Source organism: Endozoicomonas sp. ONNA1, from assembly GCF_024606325.1.
GTDB lineage: Bacteria > Pseudomonadota > Gammaproteobacteria > Pseudomonadales > Endozoicomonadaceae > Endozoicomonas_A.
Window position 1 is genome coordinate 1 of the sequence record NZ_JAHHPN010000711.1, and the last position, 11,814, is coordinate 11,814.

Genomic DNA, 11,814 nt, shown 5'->3' on the forward strand with positions numbered 1-11,814 from the left:
CGGCGTAGATAAGTCTACATAATTACAGATTATGTTAGATTTTTAGTAGCGGTATCATTGGGTTCAGGACACACCTGCCTCTGGGATCTTTTATCAGCACGAACAGTCACAGGATAAGACGATTGAACACCAGCGACCTCTTCCGGTGCGGCAGGCTTAACCAAGTACCGCTTGTATCGCCCTGCCATTTTTGTCAGCCCGTTCCAGAAGTCTCGATAATAACTGGAATGGGTAGTGGCTCCGTTTATTTTATCATTTCCGTCCATTTCTTTTATTTCCCTCTATGGGTCCAGAGTCCGGTAATAGCACTCAGTTGTCATTATAGTTTCAACGAAGAAGCCCGGTATTTAGAGGACGATCACGATTTTTATCAGAGCTGCAAACCAATTCGTTGCAAAAACATGGGCATTCACTCTTAGCAATAGTTATAATATAACGTTTCACTTACAGACTGACACAGTTGCCCTTTATGATTTTTTCGAGAAAACCAAAGATACTATTCTGGCTGTCAGGCCTTTTACTCTCTCTATCACTGCCGACCCAGAGTCAAGAACCCCCCAAAGTGCTAACCTCCATTAAGCCCGTTCAGCTGATTGCTGCTGCTATCACCGAAGGTGTCACTTCGGCTGAAGTGCTGCTTCCTCCGGGAGCCTCTCCCCATAGTCATAGCCTGAAGCCTTCAGACGCCAGAAAGCTTTATGAAGCCGATGTTATGTTCTGGGTCGGACCCGATATGGAAGTCTTTCTGGATAAAACCCTGTCAGGTTCAACAAAAGCGGCCTCCGTGCCCTTGATGCAGGAAAGCAATCTGGAGCTTCTGAAGATGAATGAAGGAGAAGAAGAGATCCATCATCATGCCGAAGAAAGCGACCATCATCATCATGGCGAATACGACGTTCACATCTGGCTGAGCCCGAATAACGCCATAGCCATAGCCGAAACCATATCAGAGAAGCTGAGCGAGCTGGATCCTGAGCATAAAAAACAATACACGGATAATTACCATGTATTCAAAAAAGCGGTTCAGGCAGCTGACAAGCACAACATCAGCAAACTTGCTGTCTACCACAATCAACCCATGTTCGTTTTCCATGATGCTTATGGTTACCTGCAAAGGCATTACGAGTTGAATATTGTCGATCATTTCACTGCTAACCCGGAACAGCAGCCGGGTGCGAAACATCTTACTCAATTGCAAGAAAAGCTGAAAAAAGCCGGCAATAGCTGCGTTTTCCGTGAACCACAGTTCCAGCCTGCTTATATTGACCGGATCATTGATGGTACTGATGCCCATGTTGCTGTGCTCGACCCTCTGGCAACAGATGCAGCTGTAGGCCCTGATGGTTATATAGAGTTCATGGGCAGTTTGACGGATAACATTATCAGCTGCCTGAAGCAGTAACCATCGCTTAGTGCATGACACTCTATAAGGATGGAAATGCATGCATCAATCTCTATAACTTGAGATATTGTCTTGGTTCCCATGTTTTGTTCCACAGGGCATGGAAGCCAGACCCTTGCCCCGACGATTGGACGAGGGTTTACGGCGATTTAGCTAAAGCCTGAGCCCCATAAAACTACCGCCAAGAAACGCGGTCACAACCAGAAAGGGCAGAAGGGAAGCCAGCAGGGTTACCCACATTTTGAGCTTTGAGCGTTCCAGACGCAGATTCCATCGTTCTGCCGAAAAAGTCTGATCATCATCAAGTTCTGTGGATAACCCGCAGCTTGAACAGGTCACCTGCCACATTTCAGTGTCCCCAACCATCATCCTTGCCAATTCGGCTTCACCCAGACAACAGGGACACTTTTCCAGCTTCATAACGTCTCCTTCCTGTTTATGCACACATGAATGACAGCTTTTTCCAATACTTTTAACAGGTTATCCACAGATAGAGCTGTTATTCAAGGGCTATCTCATTAAGGAGCACTGCATTAGAAATGAGAGACGTGGCAATGTCCGTGAAGGTTTTAGACGGCAATATCGCCAGCTAAATGAACACGTATGTTTTGTGTCAGGGCCTGTGTGGCAAATGCCTGAACCACTTCTTTCAGGTTTTCTTGCGGTACATAGGCAATAGAGATGTGATTGCTCTGGTGACCCGCCATCAGGTCATCGCGGCCTACACCGTCCAGTACACAGTTCATCAAAGGCCACTCTTTACAGGTTGCATGAAGACGCCGCTGGAACTCTTCCTGAGGCAGTTCGAAGGCAGTGCCGGTGCCGATATGCATATGAACTTCCGTACCTTCATAATGTGCACGAGCCCATATAAACCTGCCTGCTTTACTCTGGCCGCTCACAGTAGAACCGCCTAACGGGAAATACATGGCAGGCTGACGGTGACCGACAGCACCAGCAATACCACCATTGATGTGTTCAAAAGGTATAGAACCGGAAATTTCGAAATCCCAGTAGAACGTGCCTTCAAACTCACTGCCCCAGCGAATATCGTGCAGGGTTGTCTCCGATGGCAGACCCAGACTGTCGAGCAGACGGAACATCATGGTTTGTGGTATGGCGGTCCCCATGTCAACTTCGTTAATGCATGGAATGGGCTTGCCTTCGGAAATCACTTCGCCATTTTCGTCTTTTATAGGGAAGCGGGCGGTTGAGCCGATGGCACCTTCCGCAAAGTCCGAGGCAGCACAACTGTCTTTCAGGCCTTGTTGATACTGAACACCCACGCTTGTCAGGCCAAAGCGTTTGGTGGCGCGAGCCATGGCGATCATCATGGCGCACTGCTCTTTTACCTGCTCACGAGTCAGTTCTGTGGCTGCATCGGTACCAAATCTGAAGTCCATGCCGCGATCGATATACCACTGCAAACATTCTTCGCGCTGCTCTTCGGAAACAAGGTTCATGTCATGTAAAAGGGCAGACTGGGATAATGCCTCAATGGGCATACCAATCCTGACCAGGGATTCCTGAGGAAATATGCCGTTCATCATGCCCATGCAGAACATGTCGTAGAGCCCCATAATCTCCTTGTTTTTGAGAATGAATTCCCCTACCCGCTGACCTATTTTACCTGCCTCTGTGTTAGTCATTGGGTGTTCTTTGGTGATTTCTTTCAAATAAGAGGTATCGTGTTCAATCTGTCCGCTTTCCAGCCACGATTGCAGGCTCATGTAGAAGAAATCATCGTCAAAGTTTTCGGACCAGAGGCGGCTGTAATCTCTACCCAGGCTGGTCAGGGTGCCAGCCATGCACAGAGCCCCCACCAGACCGGGCCATGTTCCATCGAAGTTAGCCAGCAGCAGGATGGGGCCTTCATGATGCACCAGAGATGGTGCCACATGGTGAGAATATTGCCATGCGGTCATCAGCATAATAATCGGAGCCTCAGGGTCAAGAGAGGCCAGTACATCAGAGCCTTCACGCTGGTTGCTGATAAAACCATGTCCCTGCGCGTCCTTTACGGGATGAGCACGTCGGACTCTGAAATCAAACTTCTCTTTTAAGACGGCTTCCAGTTTTTTCTCAAAAGATTGCTGAACTCCCCAGCATGTCCGGTTAGCAGTATCCCGCAAGTCGCCATTGGCAATAACGAAGACTTCTTTATTTTCCAGAGAACCAGGTTCTTTTTTCTCGGGCAGGGTCAGAGTTATAGCAGTCACAATATGCCTCCATCAGGCTATGAGTTCCAAAAGCTCAGGTTATTTTGTGTTCATCTGACTAAAATCCACACATCATGGCTTTGTACTTCATCTGGTCTTCGTGCATTTCGTGAAAGACCTTGTACTTGGCATCATGAAAAGCCCGGGTTGATGTTTGAGGTTTGATGACGTTGCCTGTGGATGACATAGCAGACATGGCGTCCTTTAACTCGTCATAATCACCACAGGCCGTTGCCGCCAGCATGGCAGAGCCAAGGACGACTGCTTCGTCCTCTTTACTGAGGACGATTTCACAACCTGTTGCATTAGCGTGTTCACGAAGCCACAGAGGATTTTTCGTACCTCCGCCGCACATATGAATGCGATTTATTTGATGACCAGCGAGGTTCATCGTTTCGATGATGTGACGTGTACCATAGGACACTGACTGAATAGCAGCCATATAAATTTTGGCCAGCTCGGTCAGGCTCTCATTCAGTGATAAGCCTGAAACCATGCCCTTTAAATAAGGGTTAGCCCGGGGTGAACGATTGCCATGATGATAGCCCAGCAAATGAAAGTGAGCAGTAAAATAGGGGTTTTCAGTCTCAAGCCGGGCAACCTCTTCATTCAGAATTTCATACTCACTGCGCTCCTGCCGTCCGGCCAGTTTCATGAGTTCCGGATAAAAAACATGGTCGCGAATAACGTGGTCGATCAGAGAGCCGACAGATGACTGTCCTCCTTCACTCAGCCACATGCCCGGAACCATAGCACCCCAGTATGGCCCCCAGACACCATCAACAAAAACCGGTGTTGTGCTGACGGCCATATGACAGGAAGAGGTTCCACCAATAATGGCGAGGGTTGATTCCGGCTGGTCGCCAATAATGCCAACGCCTCCTGCATGGGCATCGATCATGCCCACAGAAACAATAGTACTGGTGGTCAGCCCCAACGCTATTGCTGCGGCATCCGTCAACTGTCCGGCAGGCGTGCCCGGGTCAACGATGGCCTGACCGATTTTTTCACCAACAATCAGGTCTTCCAAATCCAGCTGCCGGAACAAAGAGGTATCCCAACGTTTGTCGTGGGCAAGATAAGTCCATTTGCAAACTTTGGTACAAGTGCTCCGAACATCCCTGCCAGTGGAGCGATAAACCAGATAATCCGACAGGTCGAAAAAACGCGCAGTGCGTTCATAGTGCTTTGGTAGGTGGCGTTTCAACCATTTCAGTTTAGGCAGTTCCATTTCAGGACTGACTTCACCACCCACAAACTTCAGGACCTCACTTCGTGTGGCATTCATTTCGGCAGTCTCTGCCAACGCCCGGTGATCCATCCACATGATGATATTCTGATCATCCAGTTCCGTCGGCGAGACGGTTACAGGGCAATCATCCGCGTCCACAGCAACCAGAGAGCAAGTTGCGTCAAATCCGATTCCCTTTACCTGCTCCGGCTTGATTGCTGAATCAGTCACTACATCTTTTACAACGTTACATACCTGCTTCCAGATATCAGACGACGATTGTTCAACAAAGTCCGTAGCAGGACGAAACTGCTTGATTGGGCTGGCAGCCAGGGCGATTTTCTCTCCCTTCGCGTTGAACAATCCCGCCCGCACACTGCCCGAACCCACATCCACACCAATGTACAAATGTTGCATAAATCGTCGTCAGGGTACGCCATTACATGAATTCAGGGAGATTGAATATTTGTAGCGTAAACAGATTCTTGTCATAGAAGCACTACTCCTCAGGCTCTCTTGCTGCAACAATATTAGGCTATAAACCAAAGAGCGTATTTTATTCTGGAATCTATTTGTTATGAGACTGAATCAAGAGCCTGAGGTATTACTCATGGGCCACCCTCTGTTGTTTCAGGAACAACCTCAGGTCGCTGTCGGAGAAATAACTTCAGATGACTTCCAGCACAACCTTGAGATCCTCAAGCAAAAGCAATTGTGTACCCTGGGAGTAGGGCTTGCGGCTCCCCAAATAGGTTGGCCCGCCCGTGTTTTCAGTCTCGGTATTTCAGAAATCAACCGATCCAGATATCCTCAGGCTCCAGACATCCCTTTTGCATTCTGGATCAATCCACAAATCATCAACTTCAGCAGCAACACTTGCTGGACCTGGGAAGGCTGCCTTTCGGTTCCGGGCATGAGGGCATGGATTGAGCGTCCTGAGAGCATCACAGTGGTTGGCTATAACGAACAGGGAGAGCGCCAGCAAAGAGACCTGTCAGGTTTTACAGCCCGGGTCATGCAGCATGAACTGGATCACCTCGATGGAAAACTGTTCCCTATGAGGGTGGAAGATAAAAGTCTGATTATTCCCAACCAATCGATTGAGCATCAGGAAGAATGGGCAAAAGATTGGCCAACCGGAAGTGCTCGCAAAACGATACGTGGCCAGATTTCCGATACGCGGTAATGAAACTAGAAAATCTCATCACCGCCATCAATCAGATGAGTCGTGTCATCCTGAACACGTAACTCCTCACGATATCGGCGACGGTTCAGCAGTTTATTCTGTACTGGATCTGGCAACTCGGTAAACTGAATGATCTGCTTATCAATGAGCAGGTCGATCAGGTCTTCAAGCACGCGAATAAAATCGGCATCCGCCGCCTGCATAACCTTGCCACCAAGGGTTGGGTTTTGTTGCAGGAAGGTATGTACGGCTTCGTCTTCCAGATTGACGAGCTCCCAGTCTTCTGTAAGTTGCTTGTCTGCAACTGCCTGAATTTCACCTTTTTCATCTTTGAGTGCGTATAGCATCCTGCCGCTCCTAAATCCGCCGGTTGATAGGTAATGACTGTAGCAAATCAGAAATCAGCCCCCGGCTGATATCAAACAGATCATCGCCCTGCAGGCCTTCACTGGCACCGTTTACATCCCAGATCACTTCACCACTGCGGATATCAATAACCGTCAACCCCATGGAAACATGGGGCCTGCCACTGTCATCGTAATACCACTCGAAAATCTCACCGGCGAGCGCGAAGCTGATGTCATTCTGCTTGGCCCACTGCATGCCATTCTGGTAACGATGAGCTGCTTGCAGAGATTTTGAGGCTGTCGTCACTTCCGACTCAGGGTACAAACGGGCCTCCTCAATGCCCCGCGAAGGCAAATTAACCATCAGTATTCTTTCTACCTGAGTGGTAATACTGGTCGCTTTACTGTGATTAACAAAGGGAAGGACGGCCCAGTCAGCGGTACCTGGCAACCCTTCCCGATAAAGACCTGAAGTAGCCGCTGTACCACCCAGGCCACCCGAGATATTAAAACCGCCAGACTGACACCCTGTCAGAACCAGCATTGCTGTTAGCATCAGTATTAAAAATCCGGGCCTGGTTTCATTGAACATAATCTTTAAGTTCTCCATGGTTCAACCTTAACCATTGCAGCGCAATGACAGCCGGAGCGTTGGAAATACGACCATCTACAACCATCTGCCAGGCTTGTTCTGCTGTTAACACATGCACTCTGATATCTTCACCTTCTTCCGCCAGTCCGTAAACCCCGCCAGCCGATGAGGCATCGACAATGCCGCAATAAAGCATCATACGTTCATTGGTTGCACCGGGGCTGACGTAAAAATTGGAAACCGGTAAAAGATGCTTCACTTCACAATCAGCTTCTTCTTTTACTTCACGAATAGCAACCGATTCCAGGGATTCACCCGGCTCAGATATGCCCGCAACCACTTCGAGCAACCAGGGGTCGTCATCGCTCATCAGAGGGCCTATGCGAAACTGCTCGACCAGCAGCACTTTTTCCAGAACCGGGTCATAAAGAAGTACACCTACAGAGGGCACTCGCAAAACCGCTTCCCGATCCAGTGCTTTACTCCACCCTCCCCGGAAAAGGGCATGTCTGACTTTATATCGGCATAGCTTCAGAAATCCAGACCAGACTCGTTCTTCGCTTTCAATATGAGTGTCTTCGACTCCAAAACCAGATAATTTCATAGCACACCTTATTGATATAAATGATGCTGAAGAATGTAATCATGAACCGAAGGCAGCAGCAAAGCAGCCAGGGCTTTTTGGTTGTTATCGTCTGAACTCCCCGAAACCAATAACTCCCTTACCCGGGTACTGCGAATATTCTGACGTTCACGGGCAGTAAAGACCTGCCAGCGCTGTTCAATGTCCTTAGATCGATAGAAGCGCTTCCAGTTCCGGGGATCCGCATTATCGGGTCCTCTGATAAACCCGAGCTGATCCCCGGGGTACTTCTGCTCTAAACGTTCCAGCAAATCAAAGGTATAGACTGGCTTTTCGGGATTATCTGCCAGCATTTCCTGCTCAATCCCAGAAACTTCTATCTGACATTGGGGCAGTTGTACTGAGTTCATCAGCCGCTGGCACATGGCCATCCGGTGATGAAACGGTAGCATCGACTTGGAAAAAGCATGGGCAGCGCTGGGCACCAGCAATATCAGGTCAAACTGCTGCCGGGCCTGTTCCAATACATCCAGATGCCCCAATGTTGGCGGGTTAAACGCAGAACCCAATATGCCTATTTTCCTGGCGGTCATAGTGTTGTTTCCAAAATCACACTCTTTGGTACTTCCACTTCCACTGCGATGGGCAAATGATCTGAAATAGGCAGATTAAGGACACCGAACTGATGGACTATCAAGGAAGGGCTGACCAGAATATGGTCCAGTGAGCGACTGGGGCGCCAGCTGGGAAAAGTATTTAGTTCTGAATGAACAGCCTGCAAGTCAGTGTCTTTCAGTGGTGAGTTATTGAGCAGTTGTTCAGCGTGGGTATTCATATCGCCCATCAGAACCACATGATTGTAAGTTCTGACCAAGTCTCTGATATAGGAAAGTTGGCCATTTCTGGCCCTCTGGCTGAGAGCCAGATGCATCATCACCACGACTAAAGGGTTCCTGGTATCTCCAAACCGGGCAACGATTGCTCCCCGTCCCGGAATCAATCCGGGCAGTTTGTGATCTTCAAGAATAGTGGGCTTGAAGCGACTCAGGAATCCATTGCTGTGCTGCGCCAGCTTGCCGAGATTTCGATTCAACTGGTGATACCAATATGGAAACTGGCATTTAAGGGCAAGGTATTCGGTTTGATTGATAAAACCGCTTCTGAGGCTTCCACCGTCGGCTTCCTGAAGAGCGACCAGATCAAAATCGGGGAGGGCAGCAGCAATCTGATCCAGTGTTCTTGCCCGCCTGGAATGAGGTAAAAGGTGTTGCCAGCCGCGAGTCAGATAATGACCATATTGCTGAGTATTGATGCCTACCTGAATATTAAAGCTCAGCAGACGAATGTGCCCGGGCTTTTGTGATCGGGGGTTGTAAACCAGCTCACTGCGGTGAACGGATCCCGGAGCTCTGTCCCTCTTCAAACGAGAAGACAAGGCCCCCTTCAAAGCTCTAATCGGCATCAGTGAAACCTGAATTCCGGATGCTGTTCAGTCCAGCATCTATCTTGTTGAAGGGGTCATAATGTTCAGCTTTTTGCCTGTGACGCTTGCTTAGCCTCAGGCTCTGCCTTGGCTGCACGCTCATCACGCACTTTCTTGATCAGGAAATCAGCAATAACAGGCATGTTTTCCAACCCCACCCTGGGTTCAATAACATATCGGCCATCAACTACCAAAGCTGGAACACCGTTTAACTGATAACCTTTGATTTTTGAACCACCCTGATTCATCAGGTTCAGAACTCCGAAGGAGTTATAGAAGCTGGCAAATTGCTTGGGATCAATACCGTGGCGATTCTGAAGAAAGTCCCCCATGGCTCTCACGTCGCCAAGACGGTTATTCCGATTCTGAATTTCAGCAAAAATACTTTCGTGTATTTCGTTCAGTTTTTTCTCTTCAGGAATCATAGTTTCCAGAGTGTAGTAAAGCTGGGCATGGGCTTTCCAGATGTTTGGACCAAAGAAACCAGGCGTACGAACTACACGAGTGTCCTTTTCCAGAGAAGGCTTCCAACGCGCAACAATGGGTTCCAGAGTGTAACAATGCGGGCAGCCATACCAGAAGACTTCTGCCACTTCGATCTGGCTTTTCTTCACTGAAGTCTGAACCGGGTTAGACAGAACCTGGTAATCCTGACCTTCCTTGTATTTGTCCTCTACAGCAGCCTGCGCCATTAATGGCAAAACCAGAGCCAACCATAAAAATTTCAGTTGTTTTGGCATCTAAATACACTCCAAGCCTTTTATAATGATCTATCTGATGACAAGTTAACAGAAGTCCGGGGGCCCGTCTGCCTGAATTTGATACGTTCGTTGGTTCGTAAATCGGTTATACGCAGGGCAGGCTTGCACAGGAGTACCATTGATTGGCATTTTTCATGGTAAAAAGCTCAGACGAAGAAAATATGTCCCTCTTCCTTCCAGTCATAAAAAACGGTTTGCAACTCATCATTGCAAACCGCTTTTTGCGCTTATGGCTAAACCACTGCACTATCAGCTCTTCTTAAACAGCCGATAGTGTTATCTGTTATCGCAGACCACTGATATAACTGGACAGAGCGTCCACTTCCTTATTGCTCAGCTTTTCAGCGATGCTTCTCATCACTTTGGTGTCGCCATCATTCATACGAACGCCCTCGCGGAAATCACGCAACTGCTTAGCCGTGTACTGAGCGTGCTGACCACTGATTTTCGGGAAGCCTGCCAAAGGGTTACCCTGACCGGTTGGAGAGTGACAGGCAGCGCAAGCAGGAATGCCTTTCTTCTGATCACCAAAGCGGTATAGCTGTTCGCCCAGCCCCACCATTTCAGGATCGGCTACCCCCTCAGGCGCAGGCTGACTGGCATAGAAAGCAGCGATATCTTCGATATCCTGTTCTGTCAGCTGCCCTACGAAAGGCATCATTTCCGGAACACTGCGGTTACCGGCCTTAATGTCTGAAATCTGTTTAACCAGATAGCGTTCGCCTTGCCCTGCCAGATTGGGGAAATTGGGAGCCAGGCTTACACCTGTTGCTCCATGGCAGGCGGTACAGTTTGCCACTTTGGCTTTTCCAGCATTTGCATCCCCTTTCGCAAATGCCACACCTGATACCCCCAAGGACACTACCAGAGCGAAAATAACTTTTTTCATTAACCTGACCCAGCTACGGCACTTGCCATGAGTGACTGTTATTATTCCAACCTTTCCAGTCAGCTGTTCAGCATCTGTTTGTAAAGGCGGAGACCTCTCTGTCTTTACAAACATCCTCATTATTCAGCTGATTTTTTCGACCTGTTTTCGGCCTTTATTCTGAAAATGGTGGATTAAAATGGCTGCATATGCCTCAAAACGACCGCCATTATATACCTTATTGCTATTTTCCGATAGGTGGTCGAGCCCAGTAAATTCGCCGCTGTTCAGACAAACTGTTTTTTCCCGGGACATCTGGCTCATGATAACCGGCTGCCAATCGTCGGCAATTGCTTCGCAGCTATTCCATTTGATCCACAAGTCAAGCAAAATTGCGCCCACTTTTCATTTCTATGGTAAAACTCCCTGACCAGGGAGCTTGCTGACAGGTCTGACACATGAGTGAACCCAGAAGCGGTTTAAATTATCGCAAGGCCAAATTTCTAACCAGCGCCCCCAGGCTGAAACTGTGCCCGCCCGATAATGGCAGGGAAGTCGCTTTTGCGGGTCGCTCCAACGCCGGTAAATCCAGTGCCCTGAATACTCTGGTGGGCTCAAAAATTGCCCGCACCAGTAAAACACCCGGACGCACCCAGCTGATCAACTACTTCAATATTGAAGAGAGCATCCATCTGGTTGATCTTCCCGGTTACGGCTACGCCAAAGTGCCGGAAGCGATGAAAATCGAATGGCAAAAACATCTCGATGATTATTTAACCAACAGAGAGTCTCTGATCGGTCTTGTGCTACTGGTGGATATCCGCCACCCTCTGAAGGAGTTTGACCGGATGATGGTCCAGTGGAGCATTGAATCTGAAATGCCACTGCATATTCTGTTAACCAAGAGTGACAAGCTGAAGTCTGGTGTCGCCAAACAAGCCCTGAATCATCTAAAAAGAGAGCTCTCTGAGTATCCGCAAATTTCCATGCAACTTTTTTCTGCCCTGAAGAAAACCGGTGTTGATCAACTGGCACAGCGTCTGGATACCTGGCTGCTGGTCGATGATGAAGAACTGGAAATGCAGGATTGACATCCTCCCACCACTAAACCGCAAGCGGTTATAGTGGGGGATTCCCGTTAG

General features: G+C 48.6%; 15 protein-coding genes. 3 read left to right on the forward strand and 12 right to left on the reverse strand.

The window, feature by feature from the left end; translation table 11 throughout:
- Positions 1-29: 29 nt before the first annotated feature.
- Complete coding sequence (locus KDK19_RS16615) at positions 30-266, reverse strand: hypothetical protein (protein ID WP_257254130.1); 237 nt, start codon at positions 264-266, stop codon at positions 30-32.
- Positions 267-469: 203 nt separating this feature from the next.
- Between KDK19_RS16615 and znuA the strand changes: the two genes are divergently transcribed.
- A complete protein-coding gene (gene znuA, locus KDK19_RS16620; RefSeq protein WP_257292403.1) occupies positions 470-1,402 on the forward strand; it encodes a zinc ABC transporter substrate-binding protein ZnuA in 933 nt (310 codons plus the stop codon).
- Between the two features lie 153 nt (positions 1,403-1,555).
- Here znuA and KDK19_RS16625 read toward each other — a convergent pair whose 3' ends face one another.
- The 3 genes from KDK19_RS16625 to KDK19_RS16635 all read right to left on the reverse strand — a co-directional run bounded on the left by KDK19_RS16625 (position 1,556) and on the right by KDK19_RS16635 (position 5,269).
- On the reverse strand, positions 1,556-1,822 hold the full coding sequence (locus tag KDK19_RS16625) for a Lar family restriction alleviation protein (protein ID WP_257281630.1): 267 nt from the start codon (positions 1,820-1,822) through the stop codon (positions 1,556-1,558).
- Positions 1,823-1,971: 149 nt separating this feature from the next.
- Positions 1,972-3,621, reverse strand: coding sequence for a hypothetical protein (locus tag KDK19_RS16630; protein WP_257254127.1), 1,650 nt, complete (start codon positions 3,619-3,621; stop codon positions 1,972-1,974).
- Between the two features lie 58 nt (positions 3,622-3,679).
- Complete coding sequence (locus tag KDK19_RS16635; protein ID WP_257281629.1) at positions 3,680-5,269, reverse strand: FGGY-family carbohydrate kinase; 1,590 nt, start codon at positions 5,267-5,269, stop codon at positions 3,680-3,682.
- A 160-nt stretch (positions 5,270-5,429) separates the two neighbouring features.
- Here KDK19_RS16635 and def point away from each other — a divergent pair, with 160 nt between their 5' ends.
- Complete coding sequence (gene def / locus KDK19_RS16640) at positions 5,430-6,038, forward strand: peptide deformylase (RefSeq protein ID WP_257281628.1); 609 nt, start codon at positions 5,430-5,432, stop codon at positions 6,036-6,038.
- A gap of 5 nt (positions 6,039-6,043) precedes the next feature.
- Here the strand turns inward: def and KDK19_RS16645 are convergent, their stop codons facing one another.
- The 8 genes from KDK19_RS16645 to KDK19_RS16680 form a co-directional block, all read right to left on the reverse strand.
- Positions 6,044-6,385 carry a hypothetical protein gene (locus tag KDK19_RS16645; RefSeq protein ID WP_257252901.1) on the reverse strand — a complete coding sequence of 114 codons (342 nt, stop codon included), beginning with the start codon at positions 6,383-6,385 and terminating at the stop codon, positions 6,044-6,046.
- Between the two features lie 10 nt (positions 6,386-6,395).
- Positions 6,396-6,977, reverse strand: a complete 582-nt coding sequence (locus KDK19_RS16650) for a hypothetical protein (RefSeq protein ID WP_257275351.1) — start codon at positions 6,975-6,977, stop codon at positions 6,396-6,398.
- Positions 6,967-7,581 carry an NUDIX domain-containing protein gene (locus KDK19_RS16655; protein WP_257292404.1) on the reverse strand — a complete coding sequence of 205 codons (615 nt, stop codon included), beginning with the start codon at positions 7,579-7,581 and terminating at the stop codon, positions 6,967-6,969. Before KDK19_RS16655 ends, KDK19_RS16650 begins: the two co-directional genes overlap by 11 nt.
- 8 nt (positions 7,582-7,589) lie before the next feature.
- Positions 7,590-8,153, reverse strand: coding sequence for an adenylyltransferase/cytidyltransferase family protein (locus tag KDK19_RS16660; RefSeq protein WP_257281627.1), 564 nt, complete (start codon positions 8,151-8,153; stop codon positions 7,590-7,592).
- Positions 8,150-9,022: an endonuclease/exonuclease/phosphatase family protein gene (locus KDK19_RS16665; protein ID WP_257275869.1), complete on the reverse strand. Its 873-nt coding sequence runs from the start codon at positions 9,020-9,022 to the stop codon at positions 8,150-8,152. Before KDK19_RS16665 ends, KDK19_RS16660 begins: the two co-directional genes overlap by 4 nt.
- 65 nt (positions 9,023-9,087) lie before the next feature.
- Complete coding sequence (locus KDK19_RS16670) at positions 9,088-9,783, reverse strand: thiol:disulfide interchange protein DsbA/DsbL (protein ID WP_257275870.1); 696 nt, start codon at positions 9,781-9,783, stop codon at positions 9,088-9,090.
- 304 nt (positions 9,784-10,087) lie between these two features.
- The gene (locus tag KDK19_RS16675; RefSeq protein ID WP_257253240.1) at positions 10,088-10,693 is read right to left on the reverse strand and encodes a cytochrome c; all 606 of its coding nucleotides are present in this window, start codon (positions 10,691-10,693) and stop codon (positions 10,088-10,090) included.
- Positions 10,694-10,816: 123 nt separating this feature from the next.
- A complete protein-coding gene (locus KDK19_RS16680) occupies positions 10,817-11,074 on the reverse strand; it encodes a hypothetical protein (RefSeq protein ID WP_257275871.1) in 258 nt (85 codons plus the stop codon).
- A gap of 56 nt (positions 11,075-11,130) precedes the next feature.
- Here KDK19_RS16680 and yihA point away from each other — a divergent pair, with 56 nt between their 5' ends.
- Positions 11,131-11,763, forward strand: a complete 633-nt coding sequence (gene yihA, locus KDK19_RS16685; protein ID WP_257253237.1) for a ribosome biogenesis GTP-binding protein YihA/YsxC — start codon at positions 11,131-11,133, stop codon at positions 11,761-11,763.
- Positions 11,764-11,814: the final 51 nt, after the last annotated feature.

What these genes read in the sequence shown, in the direction of transcription:
- KDK19_RS16615 (WP_257254130.1), bottom strand. Translation starts at nt 266, where the DNA reads ATGGACGGAAATGATAAAATAAACGGAGCCACTACCCATTCCAGTTAT.
- znuA (WP_257292403.1), top strand. Translation starts at nt 470, where the DNA reads ATGATTTTTTCGAGAAAACCAAAGATACTATTCTGGCTGTCAGGCCTT.
- KDK19_RS16625 (WP_257281630.1), bottom strand. Translation starts at nt 1,822, where the DNA reads ATGAAGCTGGAAAAGTGTCCCTGTTGTCTGGGTGAAGCCGAATTGGCA.
- KDK19_RS16635 (WP_257281629.1), bottom strand. Translation starts at nt 5,269, where the DNA reads ATGCAACATTTGTACATTGGTGTGGATGTGGGTTCGGGCAGTGTGCGG.
- def (WP_257281628.1), top strand. Translation starts at nt 5,430, where the DNA reads ATGAGACTGAATCAAGAGCCTGAGGTATTACTCATGGGCCACCCTCTG.
- KDK19_RS16645 (WP_257252901.1), bottom strand. Translation starts at nt 6,385, where the DNA reads ATGCTATACGCACTCAAAGATGAAAAAGGTGAAATTCAGGCAGTTGCA.
- KDK19_RS16650 (WP_257275351.1), bottom strand. Translation starts at nt 6,977, where the DNA reads ATGTTCAATGAAACCAGGCCCGGATTTTTAATACTGATGCTAACAGCA.
- KDK19_RS16655 (WP_257292404.1), bottom strand. Translation starts at nt 7,581, where the DNA reads ATGAAATTATCTGGTTTTGGAGTCGAAGACACTCATATTGAAAGCGAA.
- KDK19_RS16660 (WP_257281627.1), bottom strand. Translation starts at nt 8,153, where the DNA reads ATGACCGCCAGGAAAATAGGCATATTGGGTTCTGCGTTTAACCCGCCA.
- KDK19_RS16665 (WP_257275869.1), bottom strand. Translation starts at nt 9,022, where the DNA reads ATGCCGATTAGAGCTTTGAAGGGGGCCTTGTCTTCTCGTTTGAAGAGG.
- KDK19_RS16670 (WP_257275870.1), bottom strand. Translation starts at nt 9,783, where the DNA reads ATGCCAAAACAACTGAAATTTTTATGGTTGGCTCTGGTTTTGCCATTA.
- KDK19_RS16675 (WP_257253240.1), bottom strand. Translation starts at nt 10,693, where the DNA reads ATGAAAAAAGTTATTTTCGCTCTGGTAGTGTCCTTGGGGGTATCAGGT.
- yihA (WP_257253237.1), top strand. Translation starts at nt 11,131, where the DNA reads ATGAGTGAACCCAGAAGCGGTTTAAATTATCGCAAGGCCAAATTTCTA.